We start from the raw sequence: 18,152 nt of genomic DNA, 5'->3' as shown, positions 1-18,152 counted from the left end.
AAAAGGGTTTATTGGCGGGCCATAATTTAGTACACTGGCCAGCCAATAATTAATAACAGGCTTTTGCATTGAAGTATAAGGCATCAATTGTTACGAGATTGTTTCTTTTATTTTCAATCGGTTGGGGCATGTCCGCGACCGCATTCACCAGCTCTATCCCTTCTGTCTGGGATGTGTTACGCGGCCAGTTGACGCTCAATCATGAGGTCACTCAACCCGAAGTGCAGGCCCAATTACGCTGGCTAATTGCTCATCCCAGCTACCTGCAGAAACTCGCACGGTCCGAGCCTTACATTTATCATATCGTCACGGAAATCCGTAAACGCAACATGCCAGGCGAGATTGCCCTGCTGCCCATGATTGAAAGCGCTTACGATCCCTTTGCCTATTCAGGTGCCGGGGCTGCAGGTTTATGGCAGTTAATGCCAGGAACCGGTAACAATCTCGGTTTAAAACAGGATTGGTGGTTTGATGCGCGCCGCAGTATCCGCCCCTCCACCGATGCTGCATTAAATTACCTGACGTACCTCAATAAATACTTCAATGGCAACTGGATACTTGCTATCGCCGCCTATGATTCAGGCGAGGGCACCATCTCCAAAGCGATCAAAAACAGTGGCCAGTCACGCAATATCCGCTTTTGGAGCCTGCCTGTCCCTGAAGAAACGCGAGCCTATGTTCCCCGCCTCTTAGCCCTGGCTGAAATTATTAAATACCCACAACGCTACCATGTCACCCTCCCGGATATTCCGCACACGCCCTATTTTGAAGAAGTCAATATCGGCAGTCAGATTGACTTAAACCATGCAGCCAAGCTGGCAGGCATTTCCTACAGCGACCTGATTAAATTGAATCCCGGCTATAACCGCTGGGCAACAGCCCCTTATAAACCTTTTAAGTTGTTAATCCCCGCTGATAGAGTGGCTTATTTTAACCGCAACTTAGCCTTGGTTCCTCAGGAAAAACGCGTAAGCCTGACCCGTCATCAGGTAAAAAGCGGCGACAGCCTCAATTCCATTGCGCAGCGTTATTTCACCACGGTTAAAATGATACGTGAACTGAACCAGCTGCATTCAGAAAAATTAAAGGCCGGGCAGTTCCTGTTAATACCCAGCAGTAAAAACACCAGCGTGGCAGCCTCCAAACGGCCCACTGTTCTCAATACACCGGATACGCCGGCAACCACCCAGACTTATAAAGTGCTTCATATTGTTCAACCTGGCGACAGTTTCCATACCCTTGAGACCAAATACAATGTCAAGGCATCAGAAATACGCCGTTGGAACAAAATACCCAACCAGGCCTTGTTACGTAAGGGACAACAATTAATCATATGGAAACGCGTAGTAAAGGCTGGCATTTATACGGTTAAAGCGGGCGATAACCTAAGCCGGATTGCTAAGCGCTACAACACCACCATAGCCAACCTGACGCGTTTAAATCCACATATTAACAGCCGGCTGCTTAAGCCAGGCCAGAAGTTAATTCTCGGTTAGTTATTGCCGATAGAAAATGGCTGATGCGCCTGTGAACCATCAGGCGTCATTTTTAATTTATGTAAAAAAACCCGCTTGAAATTATTAAACCCTTCTCCAGTCTTTGCCGAGGTTTCAATGGCCATATTGTCGCTGTTGTTGCCCGGTAATTTCTCATCGGCTTTAGTCCCCACGATCATCCGGCTGACCTGCGGAAAAAAGCGCTCGGCACAATCCCTGCCGCCGTTACAGGTCTCTTTAAAATGCTCCGAAGACAAATCACCCAGGATAAGAATCAAATCATACTTGACCTTTTCCCGCGGGGAAGGCATTGTTTTTCCATCCATGACCTGATTTAAATCAAAAGCAATAGCGATGTTCTCATCCTGATCAGTAAGCTTTAACGTGGAAAACGGCCCGGTATCCTGTACCCATAAATTATCTTTGTAATAAAGCAAAAACGTTCTTTTCCCGCTCGCCTTATCCCCTAAAACCAATACTTTTTTGGTTGCACTCTTATCAATAAAAAACCCCATAGTCCCATTCCTTCATGGCTAAATCAAACAACGATCACCTCAGGCCGCGGTGAATCGGCAGCTTCTCTACCACGCCATCCCCTTTATGGGGAACGTGCCAGTATCTTATATCCGTTGGATTCTTATGCTTTTGGTACTTGCCACCCTCAACAGCAAGTGTTCAAACATTATACAATCATAGTACTTAATTGACGCATTGACAGCAAAAAGGAAGAAATTAATAACGAAGGCGCTAAAACACCGTAAAGAAAAGTAAATATAGGCAAACTTCCTTGCAAGTTGATGGTAAATGGTGTGTTATACTTAATTATAACTTAACTGCCTGTAAAAATTAGCAAACACTCATGAAATTATTGTTTGACTTTTTTCCGATACTTCTATTCTTTATCACCTATAAACTGTATGGCATCTATTATGCTACCGCTGTCGCGATGGTTTCCTCCCTAATCCAGGTGATCTTTTTCAGGCTCAAGTACCAACGCTACGAAAAAATGCATCTGATAGGTCTTGGCATTATTTTTATTTTAGGTGGCGCCACCCTCATTCTTCACGATCCCTGGTTTATCAAATGGAAACCAACCGGCATCTATTGGTTGACAGCACTGGTTTTTTTAGGCTCACGCTTTATCGGCAACCGCACACTGATACAGAAAATGATAGAACATAACATTCAGCTGCCCATGCAGACCTGGTATCGCTTAAATTATGCCTGGGCTGTTTTTTTTATTCTGATGGGCATTCTAAACCTCTACGTGGCCTACCATTACAGCACCGATGTCTGGGTCAATTTTAAATTATTCGGCGGTGCGGGATTAACATTACTTTTTGTGTTTCTACAGGCCATTTATTTAAGTCGGCACCTTATCGAAAAGGAAGACGAAAACCAACCCTCCAGGGACTCCGGGAAAAGTCTGCCATAACATTTGGAGCAAACCATGAGATTGCTACTGGTAGAAGATGATGAATTACTTGGTGATGCCGTCAAGGCCGGTTTGACGCAATTCGGGTATATTGTGGACTGGCTTAAAGATGGCGAGGCTGCCCGTGCCGCCGTAAAAGCTGAATCATTCGAACTGATTATTCTTGATCTGGGTTTGCCGAAGCTATCCGGCCTTGGGTTTTTACAGGCCATTCGCAACGAAGGCAACTCGACGCCGGTTATCATCCTGACAGCGCGAGAATCAATAGAAGACCGGGTTAAGGGCCTCGACAGCGGCGCCGATGATTATCTGATTAAACCTTTTGATTTAAACGAACTGAGCGCCCGGGTCAGGGCCTTGGTCCGACGCTCAACCGGCCGTGCCGATTCCGTCTTGCAATACCGCAATGTTACGCTTGATCCGGCCGCCCATACGGTGTACGTTGACGACGTCATGGTCAATGTTCCCCGCCGCGAATTTGCCCTGTTGCAGAAACTGTTGGAAAACAGTGGTCAGGTGCTCTCCAGAGAACAGCTAATGCAGAGCATCTATGGATGGGATGAAGACGTTGACAGCAATGCTCTGGAAGTTCATATTCATAACCTGCGTAAAAAATTGAATGCCAATTTCATTCGTACAATACGCGGTGTAGGGTATATGGCCGAAAAAAACGAGAGTAACTGACATCTGTGAAATCATCCATACGCAAATTTTTACTGATCAACCTTCTATTGGCTATCACGATCACCACGACGTTAACGGCTATAGGTAATTATTATCTTGATCAAAAGGATATTCAGGAACACCTGGATACACTGATGGCGATTTCAGCCCTATCCTATCAGGCTTTGCTCGGCGATGATTTGCATGAACGCCCTCTGGTTAAGATTCAGAATAATCTCGAAATTATTCCTCAGAAAATCGAAAACTATTACCAACGGCGTTTTTTAAACGATCTGCCGCCTAAAAATTACCTCGACAAATTTAATTTTCAGGTCTGGACCAATGGGGGGAAATTACTTCTGCATTCATCCACTGCCCCCAAAATCCCCCTAACCGCGGAAGAAGATGGTTTTAGCGATAAATACCTATCGGATCAGAAATGGCGGGTATTTACCACGTATAACGACAAAGCCGGTATTCGCACCGTCCTCGCTGAACGCTATGACACCCGTAATGAATTGGGTCATCGCATTGCCCAGGATGATCTTTACATCATGTTGCTGACCTTCCCGCTTTCGGGCTTGCTGATATGGATTATTATCGGACGCGGCCTTGACAGCCTTGATCGTGTCGCGCAGGAAGTGGCTAACCGTGCCCCCACCCATTTAAAACCCGTTGATCTTGAAGAGGTACCGGAAGAGATCAAACCGGTGATTGATGAATTAAACAAATTGTTTTATCGCCTGCAGGAAGGCTTTGAGCGCGAGAAGCGTTTTGCCGCCGATGCAGCTCATGAATTGCGAACACCGCTGGCCGCACTCAAAGCCCAGGCACAGGTTGCTTTAAATACTAATGATATCGAGGAAAAAAACCAGGCCTTGCAAAAGCTCATTGCCAGCGTGAACCGCAGTACCCATATTGTCCAACAGCTTTTAACCATGAGCAAACTGGTTCCGGAAGCCAATTCCCTGAATGATATCGATGCAGTAAATCTGGTAAAAATTACCCGCGAAGTCTTGGCCATGCTGGCGCCAAGCGCCGTCGAAAAGCAGATTGAGCTGGAATTTGAACATGAAGAAAACCTGCCTGAATTTGCCGGCAACCTCACGGCCATCAGTATCCTTATCCGCAACCTGGTAGACAATGCTATCCGCTATTGTAAAGATGCCGGTAAAGTGCTGGTCCAGGTTTATCAGAAAAACGACGACATGGTTCTTGAAGTGCGTGATAACGGCCCCGGGATTCCCAGTGAATTGCAATCACGCGTCTTCGAACGTTTCTTCCGGGTATTAGGCAACAAAAGTCCCGGCAGCGGCTTAGGCCTTGCCATTGTCAGGCAAATTACCGATCTCCATGGTGGTAAAGTGGAACTGGATTCACCCCTGGAGGGCACAGGTCTCATTGTCCGTGTTTACTTCCCACTGCGTCAGGATAATTCAAAGGAACAATTCGCGGAATAATGTCCGCCTCCCCTTCAGCGGCGAGGCGATGGTTCATCCCACTAGTGGAAAACGATTAAGCCCTTACTGCCAGGAGTTGCAAAGCCTGCCGAATCAATTGCTCGCAGGTTTTGGTGCCGTCATCAATTTTTTTAATCACTTTCATCGCATCCTGGGCTTTATAACCCAATGCCTCAAGGGCACTGATCGCTTCCTGCTGATCCTGATGCAGGCCGCCAGTCGTCTTGGAGGCGAACAGGTGGAATGATTCGACTTGAGCCAAATGATTCAGATTATCTTTCATCTCCATCACCAGACGTTCTGCTGTTTTTTTACCAATCCCGGGTATATTGGTCAGTTGCAGGGTATTGTTCTGATGAACACACTGAATAAATTCGCTGGGGGTAATGCTTGACAGGATACTCAACGCTACTTTGGGACCAATGCCGTTGACCTTGAGCAACGCCCGGAACAGGGCTCGTTCCTGCTTGTCCGCGAAGCCATAAAGCAGCAAGGCATCTTCGCGCACGATCGTATGGATATGCAATCCCAGCAACCCATCCCTGGACTCGACTTCAAAAAAAGTGGGTAAAGACGTTTCAATGTCGTACCCCACACCATTGACATCCAGAACCATTTTTCCAGGATGCTCCTTATCAACAATTTTTCCCTGCAACCAGCCAATCATTGTTTTACCCTCCTGAGGTGTGCCTGTTGACGCGCCAACAGACTTTGACGTCGATGACTGTGGCAAATGGCAATAGCCAGGGCATCTGCCGCATCGCTTTGTGGCGCGCTGTTTAACATCAGCAAATGAACAACCATTTGCTTGACCTGCTCCTTCGTCGCCCCGCCATAACCCACAAGCGCCAGCTTCACCTCACGAGGCGAATACTCACTGATCCTTACGCGATGGGAAGCAGCGGCCACCATGGCCGCGCCGCGGGCATGCCCCAATTTCAATGCCGAATTGGGGTTTTGGTGCATAAAGACCTGTTCAATGGCAATTTCATCGGGGCTGAAATTATCCATTAACTGGCAAATGCCATCAAAAATTTCCAGCAGGCGCTGGCTTAATTCGCCCTCTGCCGTACGGATGCAACCACTGTCAACATAAAGAATCCGCTGCTTTTCCTCCCGGATGATCCCATAGCCCGTGACTCGTGAGCCAGGATCAATACCTAGAATGATGCTCATCAGGACATGGATTCCAGTAAAGCCTCCGGAAACTGTGCATTACTGTGTACCTCCTGCACATCATCCAAATCTTCCAGCATGTCAATTAACTTAATCAGGGTCTCTGCCGATTCGGTATCAATAGCCACCTGGGTTTGCGCATTCATGGTTAAACCGGATTGTTCAATTTCAAAACCGGCTTCCTGCAAAGCATTCAGCACGGCATGATAGGTTTCCACACTGGTTATGACTTCAATTTGCCCATCCTCAACCAGAACATCCTCAGCGCCCGCATCAATGGCCAGCTCCATCACCGCCTCTTCCGGTTGATCGGCAGCCAGCAGGATTGCGCCTTGCTTGGTAAAAAGATAAGCAACGGAACCGTCAGTACCCAGATTACCGCCATGCTTGGTAAAGGCGTGCCTGACTTCCGAAACGGTACGGTTTTTGTTATCGGATAAACAATCAACCAGGATGGCGACTCCGCCGGGACCGTAACCCTCATAGCGCATTTCCATCATATTCTCACCATCCAAACCGCCTGCGCCACGCTTGATGGCATTGTCGATGGTGTCACGCTTCATGTTGGCTTTCAGCGCTTTAACCACGGCATCACGAAGTCGGGGATTCGACGATTCATCGCCGCCACCCATTCTTGCGGATACGGTAATTTCACGGATTAATTTGGTAAAAATTTTCCCGCGTTTGGCATCCTGAACACCTTTCCTGAATTTGATATTCGCCCATTTACTATGACCGGCCATTGCCTCTACCTCTATACTGTCAAATCGTCAAATTATACCCTGTTCAGGGAATAAAAAGAACGGGAGACTGAATCAACTCGACAAGCCTGTTCGCTTCAAGCTATGCTAGTGGCCTATTTTGCAAGGGAGGAGGCATTGAGTGTATCTCGCAGGCTTTGGCAACTTTCATCAAACGGAAGCAATCCCGGGTTCTTTACCCAAAGAACAAAATTCGCCTCAGGAATGCCCTTTCGGTCTTTATGCCGAACAATTAAGCGGCAGTGCCTTTACCAGGCCCCGCCATTTGAATCTGCGAAGCTGGCTTTACCGGACAGCACCGTCGGTTATTCAGGGCGATTACGTCCCTTATCGTGAGCAAGCCTTAGTCCAATTTGATGCGCTGCAGCCACCAAACCCTTTCCGCTGGTCGCCTTTCCCTGCGCCGGAGAAGCCAACCGATTTCATCGACGGGCTTTTTCATTTAGCCGGCAATACCAGTAACAATGCTTTTCTTTACCAGTGCAACCTCTCCATGCACAAGCGGTATTTTTATAACAGCGACGGTGAAATGCTGCTGGTGCCTTACCTAGGCGACATGCTGCTTCACACTGAACTGGGTAAACTGGCCATAGGACCGGGCAAAATCGCCGTTATACCGCGCGGGGTCAAATTCCGGGTGGAATTAAACAGCCCGTTTGTCGCAGGTTACCTTTGCGAAAATGCCGGTATACCGCTCACATTGCCGCAATTAGGCCCCATCGGCGCCAATGGACTCGCCAACCCGCGTCATTTTCTATACCCCTCTGCCGCTTATGAGGAGCAGCATGAAGCGGTGCAATTGATTTGCAAATACCAACACCGACTCTGGGTTGCCGACAGCCGCCACTCCCCGCTCAATGTGGTGGCCTGGCAGGGGAATTATGCGCCTTACAGTTACGATCTGTCGCTATTTAATACCATCAATACCGTAAGCTTTGATCATCCCGATCCGTCCATTTTTACCGTGTTGACGTCTGAAAGCCACGTGCCCGGTATGGCCAATCTGGATTTTGTGATTTTTCCGCCACGATGGATGGTGGCGGAACACACCTTCCGCCCCCCTTACTTCCACCGCAATATCATGAGTGAGCTGATGGGGTTAATTATGGGGGAATACGATGCCAAGCCAGATGGTTTTTTACCAGGCGGCGTCAGCATTCACAATTGCATGACCGCGCATGGGCCTGATAACACTGCCTATCAACAGGCGCTTCAGGAAACATTAAAGCCTGTGCAGTATAAAAATACCCTGGCGTTTATGTTTGAAACCAACGAAACCTGGCTGGTCAATCCGATGGCGATGGCGCATCCGGCAAGGCAGAAAGACTATTCGCAATGCTGGCAAACCCTGCCTTTGGCATCTATGTCATAGGCCACTGAGCCAAGCTGTCAGGAAGAAAAAACCCGGCCAAGGCCGGGTTTTTTTTTCTAACCATTTAAAATAAATCTTCCTGGGTTAAACCCACCCGCTCAAGCAGGCTGCGCAGGGTTTTTAAGGCCTCCACCTGAATTTGCCGCACACGCTCGCGCGTCAAGTCAATCTCCTTGCCGACATCTTCCAGGGTGGCTTTTTCAAAACCACGCAAACCAAAGCGGCGGGCAATGACCTGTTGCTGGTTTTCTGTCAGTTTATCGAGTAGCGACTCAATATGCGCACGCAGATTCTCGTCGGTCAACAACTCGGCCGGATTCATGCTGTTTTCATCCGCGATGGTATCCAGCAGGGATTTGTTTTCATCATAACCAATGGGCGTATCCACCGAGGCGACTTTGTCATTCAAACCCAATAATTTTTCAACATCTTCGAGAGGCTTATCCACCATCTCGGCGATTTCTTCAGCGGAGGGTTCGTGATCGAGCTTTTGCGTCAACTGGCGGGCTGCGCGAAGATAGACATTCAATTCCTTCACCACATGAATAGGCAAGCGGATGGTGCGGGTCTGATTCATAATCGCCCGTTCAATGGTTTGTCGAATCCACCAGGTTGCGTACGTCGAAAAACGGAAACCGCGATCCGGATCGAATTTTTCCACGGACTTCATCAGCCCCAGGTTGCCTTCTTCAATTAAATCAAGCAAGGGCAAACCCCGGTTTAGGTATCGCCTGGAAATTTTGACCACCAGACGGAGGTTGGATTCAATCATCTTTTTACGTGCGGCCGCATCCCCTTTGAGCGCCAGACGCGCATAATGCACTTCCTCTTCGGCTGAAAGCAGCGGCGAAAAGCCTATCTCGCTTAAGTAAAGCTGAGTGGCATCCATGACCTTGGCTGCCTGCCGGCCGCGTTGGAAACTGGGGAATGTCTCTTCATCCGAAAAATCGGGTTGCTCTTCTTCATCGTTGACTACCAGATCCTCTTCCAGGAGCAACGACTCGTCAGCAGACTCTTCCCACTCTTCTTCGGGAACCGCTGTCTCTTTTGTAGAATCGTCTTCAGTCTGCATGATTTCACCTATTGTGTTTAAATCCATACGAAGAAGAAACACTTATCCTATTTTTGCAGCAATAGCCTGTTTACTGTCAACCTCTCTGCAAATAACTCATGGGATTGACAGGTTGGCCTGAGCGTCGAATTTCAAAATGCACGCCAAAAAATTTCCTGTCTATTATTCCCATGTCGGCAATTATTTGCCCGGCTTTAACACGTTGGCCTTCTTTTACCCGATTATGAAGATTGTTGCCGTAGGCAGTTAAAAATTGCCCGTCATGCTTAATGATAATTAAATTACCATAGCCCGACAGCCCACTGCCTGCATAGGCGACAACCCCATTCGCAGAAGCCCGAACCAGGTCGCCTTTTTTACCAGCAATATCTATGCCTTTTTTTCCCTGCCCAGGAACAAAACCGGTGACGACTCGTCCTTGAGCAGGCCACTGCCACGCCCCGTAACGCCGAGGCACTGAGAACCATCCCCGTTTCGCCGGCACCGTGTATTTTTTTCTCTCAGGGGCCGGTTGCCATCGTTTGACGGCGGGGGTAGTCTGCCGGTAAGGATAATGTTTACTCCGCGGAGTATAAATGGCTTTCCTAATCCTCAATACTTGCCCAACCCGTAAAGCATAAGGGCTTCGCAACCGGTTATAAGCCGCCAGCTGCCTGAAGTCGGTATCGTAGCGAAACGCCACGGCATACAATGTTTCGCCGGGACGGACAATGTGAATCCCTTGAGAGTTAATATGGGGTTGCCATTTTAATTCTTCAACGGGTGCCAAATCCGTTCGTTCACCGCAACCTGCAAGCAATGCAATAATCAACACCAGTATAAGCCTGCGCATGATAGAAAAACTCTCAGACAATGTATTTCGCCACGATAAACCCGAACACGATAAGCAATACCGCAAGCCAACCTAACCAATCAATGATTGCTCGGAGTTTAGTCTCAATACGGTCGCCCACATAGAATAAAATGCCGGAAACTAAAAAAAACCGCAGCCCCCTTCCTAAAAACGAGGCCAAAACAAAGGGCAGGATGGCCATATGCAGAGCCCCCGCGGCAATGGTAAACAGTTTATAGGGGATGGGGGAAAACCCGGCGATAAAAATAATCCATAAGCCATAGTGTTTAAACAGATCCACCACCTGCAGATAACTTTGGTAATAGGAAGAGCCGTTTAACCAGTGAGACAGCAATTCAATACCAAAAAAACCAATGAGATAACCAAACAGGCCGCCCAGTACGGAAAAAACCGTGGTGATAAAGGCATAACGCCAGGATTTTTGCGGAGCTGCCAACCCCATGGCGATCAACATGACATCCGGGGGAATGGGGAAAAAAGACGATTCGGCAAACGAAACGCCGGCTAAGTAATAAGGCGCATGGCTGTGCCCTGACCAGCGAATCATTTTGTCATATAAATAGGAAAAAATGCGGATTATTCCCAATTGATGCCATCCACCCAATTTGATAATTGATCAAAGACCTTGTAATGCGTCATGTCCAGATTTAAAGGCGTTATCGACACAAAACCATGGCTTACTGCATGAAAGTCAGTTCCGGGCCCGGCATCTGCTTCAGAGCCTGGTAAGCCGACCCAATAAATCGGACGGCCACGGGGGTCGGTTTGCTTAATCATGGGCTCCGCACCATGGCGTGTCCCTAACCGCGTGACCTCGATGCCCTTAATCTGCTGCAGCGGCAAATCAGGGATATTAACATTGAGAATGGTCTGCAGCGGCAACAGGTCTGCCTTAATTTTAGTCACTAATTGCCGGGCTATCACCGCGGCCGTGTCGTAATGCTGAATATTGCCGTTTCCTGCCATCGAAAAGGCAATGGCCGGCAAGCCCAGATAGCGCCCTTCCATCGCCGCGGCCACCGTCCCTGAATAAAGAATATCATCCCCGAGATTGGAACCATCATTAATACCGGAAACCACCATATCCATGACATCCGGTTCAAGAAAACCCGTCACGGCAAGGTGCACGCAATCCGTCGGCGTTCCTTCCACGCTGTAATAGCCATTATCGAGCTGTTTGACCCGCAAGGGACGGGTCAGGGTCAAGGAATTACTGGCACCACTGCGGTTTCTGTCAGGGGCGACCACAAACACCTCGGCGATCGTTGACATTTCATTGGCCAAGGCCCGAATGCCCGGACTATATACCCCATCGTCATTACTAACCAGAATTTTCATGGTTATCCTTCCGGTGCTTCAAGCCATCTCACGATGGCCATTAATTCGGCCAATTGCCGTTGTTTTTTTTCAATGTCAGCCGCGAGCTGCGGTTGGTTTGGATTTTGAGCAAGCAGAGCCTGCTGTTTACCCAACTCCTCCTGAAGGCTTAAAATACGGTAACCAAAACGCTGCGGGTTGATTTGCAATTGATAGGCCAGCTGGCTGACCTCGGCAAACACCGGCTTTAATTCATCGCAGCTTAAGTGGCGGGGTTGTTTTTCAGGACAGGCTTTCATCACGCTAATCAGTTCCGGCGGATTCAAGCGGTAATAACGCTCATCATGAGCCGCGCAGGAATTGAGCATGAACATTGCCCACACCATGACCACAAATCTCAACATCAGAAACCTCGGGGTTCGCTCGATTGGAAGAAGGAATATTACCACAGAGTGAAAGCCTTGCGTAAGATCTCAACCCCGAGACAGCATCGACCTGCATGCAATAAGAACAAGCGATATTTTATGACCCCCAGATTGAATAAATTTTAGCAATTCGTTAAGGTATAGCGATTTAAGCGATGATGAAACATTATGCTGGACTTTAAAATTGTACGCGATGACGAGACAGGCGAGCTCTTCATAGAAACTTCGATAACCGGTAAACCCCTGTTAACCATTCCTCAACTCAATAAAAGCACCGCCTTTACCCATGAGGAGCGCCGAGCGTTTGGCCTTTTAGGGAAGTTGCCGCACCGTATCGAAACACTGGATGAGCAGGTCAAACGCGCCTATCTGCAATACTCAGGCTACACCACGCGCTTGCAGCAGAATATCTACCTCAATAATCTGCATGACAAAAATCAGGTCCTTTTTTATAAATTACTAAGCCGACACCTCGCCGAAATGCTACCCACCATATACACCCCCATCGTCGGTACGGCGGTCAAGCGTTTCAGCCATGAATACCGTCAACCACGTGGACTTTATATTGCCCATTCCGATAAGAACTGGCTTGAGGAGATCGTAACCAACCGCTCCAATCCCGAGATTGATCTCATCGTGGTAACGGATGGCGAAGGGGTCTTGGGCATTGGCGATCAGGGCATTGGCGGCATGGACATCCCCGTCGCCAAACTCATGGTTTACAGCCTCTGCGGCGGCATTGATCCCACCCGCACATTGCCTGTTTTTCTTGATGTCGGTACCAATAATCAAGATCTGCTCAATGATCCCATGTACCTGGGATGCCGTCATCCCCGTATCAATGCTGAACAATACGACGCGTTTATTTCTGCCTTCGTCAGCGCCATACGCCAGCATTTTCCCAATGCCTTCCTGCATTGGGAGGATTTCGGCCGCGGCAACGCCCGGCGCATCCTCGATAAATTCCAGGATGAATTGTGTACCTTTAACGATGATATTCAGGGGACCGGGGCGGTCACCCTGGCCGCTTTACTGGCCGCCTGTGATGTAACCGGCAAGCCGCTTGAAGATCATTGCATCGTGGTTTTTGGCGCAGGCTCGGCAGGCACCGGTATCAGCGATCAGATTGTTGATGCCCTGATGCGGCGCGGCTTAAGCGCAGAAGAAGCCTATCGCCACTTCTGGCTTATCGATCGTCAGGGGCTTTTGCTGGAATGCGATCAGGAACTCACTGAAGCGCAGCAACCCTACGCCCGGAAAATGGCCGATGTCGCCGCCTGGTCCATCAATGATCGCCAACACCCCTCATTGACCGATACCGTTCGCCATGTCAAACCCACGATTTTAATTGGTTGCTCAGCCCAACCCGGAGCTTTTTCGCAGGATATTATCGAAACCATGTCCAGAACCTGCGAACGACCGGTCATCTTCCCCCTGTCTAACCCGGATGAAAAATGCGAAGCTCAACCCGCGGACATTCTCGCCTGGAGTCAGGGACGGGCCTTGATTGCGACGGGAACTGCCTTCCCTGCTGTTGAATACCAGAACCGTCTGGTGGACATTGCCCAATGTAACAATGCCCTGGTTTTCCCGGGTATTGGCTTAGGCATTCTGGCTGTTGGCGCTTCGCGTTTATCCAAAGGGATGATTTGGGCCGCTGCCGAAGCGCTTAGCAAGCACTCCCCCAGTAAAAAAGACAGTTTCCTGCCCTTATTGCCTTCTCTCGACGATGCCCAGACTGTGGCTAAAAACATTGCCGTGGCGGTCGCCAAAACAGCCATTGCCGAAGGCCTTGCCCAAAAAAATCAGGACTTGGATCTGGAGCAATTAATTCAGGACATTTTCTGGGAACCCCGTTACCTGCCCTTTCGTAAAAAGATTGCGAATAACTGACGGTGAATAAGAACGGTCATGCTTTTTATTTTTGATTTTGATGGAACCATTGTTTCACAAAATACGCACAACCTACTGACTGACTCCTCGGGCAATCTCGAGGAGTCATGGCAAATCCTAAGCAAAATAGAGCCTCTGGGTGGCACCGAGATTTGGAAACATACATTCCAACTACTGCTCAAAAAAGGCCATCACGTGGCCATTGCGTCGTTCAACAGCTTTGGCGAATTGCTTTTTCCACGCTACCTCAGGGAAATTATTGGTCTTGAGCCTTCTGAAGCGGACCGGATTTGTATTCAATCCTGGCTGCCATTACCCCTGCAGGGCGCCAATAAAAATCAGCATATTCATGCCATTCAGTCGGAACTGAATTATCATGGTCCGACTTGCCTGGTCGATGATGACGAGACAAACCTTAAAGCGGCCAAATCAGAGGGGCTTTTTATTATTCCTGCCACTGGAGAGCATCTGCTTGAAGTTCAAAAACTTGCTTTCTCTTCTCCCAAATACGGCAAATTCTTTCGTGCCGTTCATCTTCCTGATATACCACTGCTTAAGGTCTTTTGTTGCCACAAATGCAATTAATATATCCTTAATGTTATTTTGTTAACCTATGGGGTAATTTTGTTTACAATAGAGATGATGTGAGCACCACTTCCTGTGTCGTCACCCAAACAATAGAAAAAGACAAGCAGCTTATTCAGCAAGGCATCCATACCTTGGCTAATAGTAAAACGGTCAATGTCCATGTCGTCCGTGAAAACCCTGAGTTAATCCTTGTCAAAGTTTATCACCAAGATAAACCGGCCTATTTCTTACTGAATCAGAGGCTTGGGGCCGGCACTTTTGGTGAAGTGTTCAAAGCCCGGTGCCTTGATGCCGACACCGGCGACGTGATCCCTGAAGCTGTCTATGCCGTTAAAATTACCGATTACTCCCAAGGGGGAACCCTGGGAGTAATCGATCGGGAAAGCGCGCTCACGGAAGCTCAGGATGAACATCATCTCCTCGAAGAGCTTCATTGCTCGTTTGGCTTTTCCAAGGGTACGCGCAAAAAGACAGTTACTTATCAGGATGAAGACATCGGCACATTAACCTATGAAGCCCAGGTCGAGGAGGCCATTCTTGTCATGCTGCTTTACCCAGGCCACGACATAAAGCACGACAAACACAGACACAGATTCAGTTTTGGCTCTTTAACGACCTTGCATCTTGGCGCCACAATCGCTGCTCAACTGGCTGAATTACACGGCCGCAATATTCTCCATACCGATTTAAAGCCTGATAATATTATCTGGGATGCCAAAGAAGGCCATACCCATATTATTGATTTTAACCGTGCCAAACGGCTTCCCCATGGCGACACCCACATCCTGGTTAGCTATGGATCCGATAGAGGTTACATGGCCCCTGAAACAGAAACAGACAACGGGTATCTGTTTTCCAGAGCCAGTGATATTTTTTCATTCGGCAAAATCATGGTTCAGCAATTCATGATGGTCGATAACCGTGGCGAATCCCACAGCTTGCACAACAAGCCTTATTTGAGTTATGACGAATTACTGCTGGCAGAATTCTTAAACCGGATGTGCCATTCAGAGGAAGACAAACGTCCCAACGCCAAAGCATGTCAGCGATTTTTCAGGGAATTAGTCGATAAAATCAAATTGGATATTAAAAAACCGAATGATCCCTTGCGACTTCATCTCAGCAGGCAATTAATCCGGCTCGAAACCTATGCCAATGAGCTATGGCAAACCATTCAGCATGAAAACATGGCGAGTCATGCGCTCTATCAGCTTCGTTTAATCGACGATAGAGCCGCGCGGTATCAGGAGGTCCTTAACGCCATCCGTATGGTCGTCAGCGCCCTGTCACAGCATCCTGTCAACATCGCAGCACTTAAGACAAGCGATGAACTGGCCATAAAAGATAAAACATTTAACAGTCTGTGGACCAGCAAAAGTCAATTCCAAACCTTGCTTGAGGACATAAAAATCGAATCAGGTAAACGCCTGACCATGTCCTCTCTATCCAACTGATGATGGCTAGGGCTGAAACTTAATCATGACGTTTTTTGCCGTGCCTTCTTTGGGCTCCCAGGGTCGGGCATAGACAAAAGTCATCACGCTGCTTTCGGGCAAGGCAACCCCTTGCTTCACTGCAAAGGTGAACACCATTTGCCCCCCAGCTCCGATCAATTTGGTTTCGGGCGCCACATATTGGCTGCTCACGAGCTTAAACAGGGTTTGATCGTAGGTTTGCACGGTCCACTGATAGCCCGTTGTGGGATTAGCCTGTAGTGTGACTTTAAATTGCTCTTCTTGGGGAGCGACATTCACCGTCATGGTATTATTGCCGGCCGCGTGCACACCAAAGCCCAGCATCAACAAGATCCCATGGATTAGGTTTTTCATGATTTCTCAAATCAGTTTGCGGTGTTTTTAAGTATACGCCTTAAATTCACTGCCATAAAATGAATTTATTCTTGGACAATCCCCCCGGTTTAGGCACTATACTAGTGATCATTCATCTGCCGCAAGGAGCGTTATGAAAGCAGTGGGCTATCAAAAAGCTGGACCAGCCAATGTCTTAACCGACATTGAATTACCCGTCCCTACTCCCGGTGATTATGATCTTTTAGTCGAAGTAAAGGCAGTGGCGGTTAATCCCGTTGATTGCAAAGTCCGCGTCAAAGCCAACGCGGAGGGCGGCGATTACCGCATTCTTGGCTGGGATGCCGCCGGCATCGTTAAGGCAATAGGCGCCAAAGTATCACTATTTAAACCTGGCGATGAGGTCTGGTATGCCGGTGATCTGATGCGGCCCGGGTGCAACAGTGAATTCCATCTGATTGACGAAAACCTGGTTGGAAAAAAACCAAAGAGCCTTTCTTTTACGCAGGCGGCCGCCATGCCCTTGACCAGTCTCACCGCCTGGGAATTGTTGTTTGACCGCCTTGCTATTGATCAAGATGAAAAGGCATCCATTCTAATTACTGGGGCTGCCGGCGGCGTGGGTTCCATTCTGGTGCAATTAGCGCGTCAACTGACTTCACTTACGATTATAGGAACAGCATCAAGACAAGAGAGTATCGACTGGATACTCAAGCAAGGTGGTCATTTTGTCATTGATCACACCCACCCCATGCTCGAACAACTCGTTCATTTTGAAATCAACCAGGTGGATTATGTCGCAAGCTTAACGCACAGTGATGCGCATGCCGAAGAATTAATTCGCTGCTTGAAACCACAGGCCAAATTTGCGCTCATTGACGACCCTGCGAACCTGGATATCAAGCTGTTTAAATTAAAAAGCCTGTCCATTCATTGGGAAATGATGTTTACCCGCTCCATGTATAAAACAACCGATCGGATCCGGCAGCATGCCATACTCGACCGCGTCAGTGAATTGGTTGATAAAGGCAACCTTCATACCACGCTTAATGAAGAATTTGGACCGGTTAATGCCGCTAACTTAAAGCGCGCCCATGAACTGATTGAAAGCGGTCGTTCGCGCGGCAAAATTGTATTAACCGGTTTTTAAGGGGAAACGGGTGGAGAGTGACTGATACATTAGGCAACGTCCCTGAAGTTTTTTTAAATAAGATTTAATCTTGAATTGAGCACAGATTTTTCAATTTCACTTCGATATGCCCCCTCTCCCGCGATAGGCGCTTTGCTAGTCTGATGATGCCTGTCGCGAGAAAGGGTTTGGGGAGAGGGCAATGGACAAATCTATGCTAAGACAACAAGCCCGTAATTTACGGAAAAACAGCACCAATGCAGAAAGACATCGTTGGTATCATCTTCGAGCGAATAGACTCGGATTTAAATTCAAAAGACACCTGATGATGGTCAAACTGATAGACCTTTAGCAAAAGCTACTGCGACAAATCGGTTTTTGCAGCTGAAACAATTTAAATAACATAAACCGAATTTTGTTGCGTCTTTGCAGATTATATACAGTGACGCAAGCAAAATTACTAAAAATTCCAATTTAAAATCAAAAAATTAACAAATATAATCCAATCCCACACCATCATTAACTAAATCGAAATAACCAAGCCGATCAATGGATTTTCCCAGGAAAATGTCAAGCCGTTTTATCGTATTTAATGGCTATTGATCGTAAACCTGACCCGCCGTAAGATGAAAGGGTAATCCCCCCGAAAAATAACTGATGCCAAAAGTAGAATTTTCTCATAATCTATGCGGGAGGAGATTCTT

At 48.0% G+C, this 18,152-nt stretch carries 20 protein-coding genes; 10 read left to right on the top strand and 10 right to left on the bottom strand.

Going from position 1 to position 18,152, the window contains the following annotated elements; translation table 11 throughout:
* The first annotated feature begins 128 nt into the window (after positions 1–128).
* Positions 129–1,496, top strand: coding sequence for a lytic transglycosylase (locus Lery_RS06885; RefSeq protein ID WP_058526531.1), 1,368 nt, complete (start codon positions 129–131; stop codon positions 1,494–1,496).
* Here the strand turns inward: Lery_RS06885 and Lery_RS06880 are convergent.
* Positions 1,493–2,011 carry a P-loop NTPase family protein gene (locus Lery_RS06880; RefSeq protein ID WP_058526530.1) on the bottom strand — a complete coding sequence of 173 codons (519 nt, stop codon included), beginning with the start codon at positions 2,009–2,011 and terminating at the stop codon, positions 1,493–1,495. The two genes, Lery_RS06885 and Lery_RS06880, sit on opposite strands and share 4 nt — an antisense overlap.
* 344 nt (positions 2,012–2,355) lie before the next feature.
* On the opposite strand from Lery_RS06880, the gene Lery_RS06875 reads away from it, so the two are divergent.
* Genes Lery_RS06875 through Lery_RS06865 form a run of 3 tightly spaced genes read left to right on the top strand, consistent with a single transcriptional unit; the run spans position 2,356 to position 5,054 of the window.
* Positions 2,356–2,931, top strand: a complete 576-nt coding sequence (locus tag Lery_RS06875; protein ID WP_058526529.1) for a septation protein A — start codon at positions 2,356–2,358, stop codon at positions 2,929–2,931.
* A 15-nt stretch (positions 2,932–2,946) separates the two neighbouring features.
* Positions 2,947–3,615, top strand: coding sequence for a response regulator (locus Lery_RS06870; RefSeq protein WP_058526528.1), 669 nt, complete (start codon positions 2,947–2,949; stop codon positions 3,613–3,615).
* Between the two features lie 5 nt (positions 3,616–3,620).
* Complete coding sequence (locus Lery_RS06865; RefSeq protein ID WP_058526527.1) at positions 3,621–5,054, top strand: ATP-binding protein; 1,434 nt, start codon at positions 3,621–3,623, stop codon at positions 5,052–5,054.
* Positions 5,055–5,109: 55 nt separating this feature from the next.
* Here Lery_RS06865 and ruvA read toward each other — a convergent pair whose 3' ends face one another.
* From ruvA to Lery_RS06850, 3 genes are read right to left on the bottom strand one after another with little or no spacing between them, the layout of a single operon-like run.
* Positions 5,110–5,721, bottom strand: coding sequence for a Holliday junction branch migration protein RuvA (gene ruvA / locus Lery_RS06860; protein ID WP_058526526.1), 612 nt, complete (start codon positions 5,719–5,721; stop codon positions 5,110–5,112).
* Positions 5,718–6,230: a crossover junction endodeoxyribonuclease RuvC gene (gene ruvC, locus Lery_RS06855; RefSeq protein WP_058526525.1), complete on the bottom strand. Its 513-nt coding sequence runs from the start codon at positions 6,228–6,230 to the stop codon at positions 5,718–5,720. The genes ruvA and ruvC overlap by 4 nt, the downstream gene beginning before the upstream one ends.
* Positions 6,230–6,973 carry a YebC/PmpR family DNA-binding transcriptional regulator gene (locus Lery_RS06850; protein WP_058526524.1) on the bottom strand — a complete coding sequence of 248 codons (744 nt, stop codon included), beginning with the start codon at positions 6,971–6,973 and terminating at the stop codon, positions 6,230–6,232. The genes ruvC and Lery_RS06850 overlap by 1 nt, the downstream gene beginning before the upstream one ends.
* A gap of 139 nt (positions 6,974–7,112) precedes the next feature.
* Here Lery_RS06850 and hmgA point away from each other — a divergent pair, with 139 nt between their 5' ends.
* A complete protein-coding gene (gene hmgA / locus Lery_RS06845) occupies positions 7,113–8,363 on the top strand; it encodes a homogentisate 1,2-dioxygenase (protein WP_058526523.1) in 1,251 nt (416 codons plus the stop codon).
* A 64-nt stretch (positions 8,364–8,427) separates the two neighbouring features.
* Here hmgA and rpoS read toward each other — a convergent pair whose 3' ends face one another.
* The 5 genes from rpoS to Lery_RS06820 all read right to left on the bottom strand — a co-directional run bounded on the left by rpoS (position 8,428) and on the right by Lery_RS06820 (position 12,009).
* The gene (gene rpoS, locus Lery_RS06840; protein ID WP_058526834.1) at positions 8,428–9,435 is read right to left on the bottom strand and encodes an RNA polymerase sigma factor RpoS; all 1,008 of its coding nucleotides are present in this window, start codon (positions 9,433–9,435) and stop codon (positions 8,428–8,430) included.
* Between the two features lie 76 nt (positions 9,436–9,511).
* On the bottom strand, positions 9,512–10,267 hold the full coding sequence (locus tag Lery_RS06835) for a peptidoglycan DD-metalloendopeptidase family protein (protein ID WP_058526522.1): 756 nt from the start codon (positions 10,265–10,267) through the stop codon (positions 9,512–9,514).
* Positions 10,268–10,280: 13 nt separating this feature from the next.
* Entirely contained in the window at positions 10,281–10,835 is a 555-nt protein-coding gene (locus Lery_RS06830; RefSeq protein WP_202814031.1) for a YqaA family protein, read from the bottom strand.
* 29 nt (positions 10,836–10,864) lie between these two features.
* On the bottom strand, positions 10,865–11,626 hold the full coding sequence (surE, locus tag Lery_RS06825) for a 5'/3'-nucleotidase SurE (protein ID WP_058526521.1): 762 nt from the start codon (positions 11,624–11,626) through the stop codon (positions 10,865–10,867).
* 2 nt (positions 11,627–11,628) lie between these two features.
* The gene (locus tag Lery_RS06820; protein WP_065230264.1) at positions 11,629–12,009 is read right to left on the bottom strand and encodes a hypothetical protein; all 381 of its coding nucleotides are present in this window, start codon (positions 12,007–12,009) and stop codon (positions 11,629–11,631) included.
* A gap of 189 nt (positions 12,010–12,198) precedes the next feature.
* Here Lery_RS06820 and Lery_RS06815 point away from each other — a divergent pair, with 189 nt between their 5' ends.
* From Lery_RS06815 to Lery_RS06805, 3 genes are read left to right on the top strand one after another with little or no spacing between them, the layout of a single operon-like run.
* Positions 12,199–13,923: an NAD-dependent malic enzyme gene (locus Lery_RS06815; RefSeq protein ID WP_058526519.1), complete on the top strand. Its 1,725-nt coding sequence runs from the start codon at positions 12,199–12,201 to the stop codon at positions 13,921–13,923.
* Between the two features lie 18 nt (positions 13,924–13,941).
* Positions 13,942–14,508: a hypothetical protein gene (locus Lery_RS06810; RefSeq protein ID WP_058526518.1), complete on the top strand. Its 567-nt coding sequence runs from the start codon at positions 13,942–13,944 to the stop codon at positions 14,506–14,508.
* 59 nt (positions 14,509–14,567) lie between these two features.
* Positions 14,568–15,965 (top strand): protein kinase domain-containing protein, encoded by a 1,398-nt coding sequence (locus tag Lery_RS06805; protein WP_058526517.1) that lies wholly within the window; start codon positions 14,568–14,570, stop codon positions 15,963–15,965.
* Positions 15,966–15,971: 6 nt separating this feature from the next.
* On the opposite strand, the gene Lery_RS06800 is transcribed toward Lery_RS06805, so the two are convergent.
* Positions 15,972–16,340: a protease inhibitor I42 family protein gene (locus Lery_RS06800; RefSeq protein ID WP_058526516.1), complete on the bottom strand. Its 369-nt coding sequence runs from the start codon at positions 16,338–16,340 to the stop codon at positions 15,972–15,974.
* Positions 16,341–16,473: 133 nt separating this feature from the next.
* Between Lery_RS06800 and Lery_RS06795 the strand changes: the two genes are divergently transcribed.
* Both Lery_RS06795 and Lery_RS14970 read left to right on the top strand, forming a co-directional pair.
* Entirely contained in the window at positions 16,474–17,469 is a 996-nt protein-coding gene (locus tag Lery_RS06795) for a zinc-binding alcohol dehydrogenase family protein (protein ID WP_058526515.1), read from the top strand.
* A 181-nt stretch (positions 17,470–17,650) separates the two neighbouring features.
* A complete protein-coding gene (locus Lery_RS14970) occupies positions 17,651–17,800 on the top strand; it encodes a DUF559 domain-containing protein (RefSeq protein ID WP_082657148.1) in 150 nt (49 codons plus the stop codon).
* Positions 17,801–18,152: the final 352 nt, after the last annotated feature.

The organism is Legionella erythra, from assembly GCF_001467615.1.
GTDB classification, from domain to species: Bacteria; Pseudomonadota; Gammaproteobacteria; order Legionellales; family Legionellaceae; genus Legionella_C; species Legionella_C erythra.
The sequence above is the reverse complement of the archived record's forward strand: the minus strand, read 5'-3'. Positions and strand labels throughout refer to the sequence as shown.

Coding starts and splice junctions, on each gene's coding strand:
- Lery_RS06885 (WP_058526531.1), top strand. CDS start 129: ATGTCCGCGACCGCATTCACCAGCTCTATCCCTTCTGTCTGGGATGTG.
- Lery_RS06880 (WP_058526530.1), bottom strand. CDS start 2,011: ATGGGGTTTTTTATTGATAAGAGTGCAACCAAAAAAGTATTGGTTTTA.
- Lery_RS06875 (WP_058526529.1), top strand. CDS start 2,356: ATGAAATTATTGTTTGACTTTTTTCCGATACTTCTATTCTTTATCACC.
- Lery_RS06870 (WP_058526528.1), top strand. CDS start 2,947: ATGAGATTGCTACTGGTAGAAGATGATGAATTACTTGGTGATGCCGTC.
- ruvA (WP_058526526.1), bottom strand. CDS start 5,721: ATGATTGGCTGGTTGCAGGGAAAAATTGTTGATAAGGAGCATCCTGGA.
- ruvC (WP_058526525.1), bottom strand. CDS start 6,230: ATGAGCATCATTCTAGGTATTGATCCTGGCTCACGAGTCACGGGCTAT.
- Lery_RS06850 (WP_058526524.1), bottom strand. CDS start 6,973: ATGGCCGGTCATAGTAAATGGGCGAATATCAAATTCAGGAAAGGTGTT.
- rpoS (WP_058526834.1), bottom strand. CDS start 9,435: ATGCAGACTGAAGACGATTCTACAAAAGAGACAGCGGTTCCCGAAGAA.
- Lery_RS06835 (WP_058526522.1), bottom strand. CDS start 10,267: ATGCGCAGGCTTATACTGGTGTTGATTATTGCATTGCTTGCAGGTTGC.
- Lery_RS06830 (WP_202814031.1), bottom strand. CDS start 10,835: ATGATTCGCTGGTCAGGGCACAGCCATGCGCCTTATTACTTAGCCGGC.
- surE (WP_058526521.1), bottom strand. CDS start 11,626: ATGAAAATTCTGGTTAGTAATGACGATGGGGTATATAGTCCGGGCATT.
- Lery_RS06820 (WP_065230264.1), bottom strand. CDS start 12,009: ATGTTGAGATTTGTGGTCATGGTGTGGGCAATGTTCATGCTCAATTCC.
- Lery_RS06815 (WP_058526519.1), top strand. CDS start 12,199: ATGCTGGACTTTAAAATTGTACGCGATGACGAGACAGGCGAGCTCTTC.
- Lery_RS06810 (WP_058526518.1), top strand. CDS start 13,942: ATGCTTTTTATTTTTGATTTTGATGGAACCATTGTTTCACAAAATACG.
- Lery_RS06800 (WP_058526516.1), bottom strand. CDS start 16,340: ATGAAAAACCTAATCCATGGGATCTTGTTGATGCTGGGCTTTGGTGTG.
- Lery_RS06795 (WP_058526515.1), top strand. CDS start 16,474: ATGAAAGCAGTGGGCTATCAAAAAGCTGGACCAGCCAATGTCTTAACC.
- Lery_RS14970 (WP_082657148.1), top strand. CDS start 17,651: ATGGACAAATCTATGCTAAGACAACAAGCCCGTAATTTACGGAAAAAC.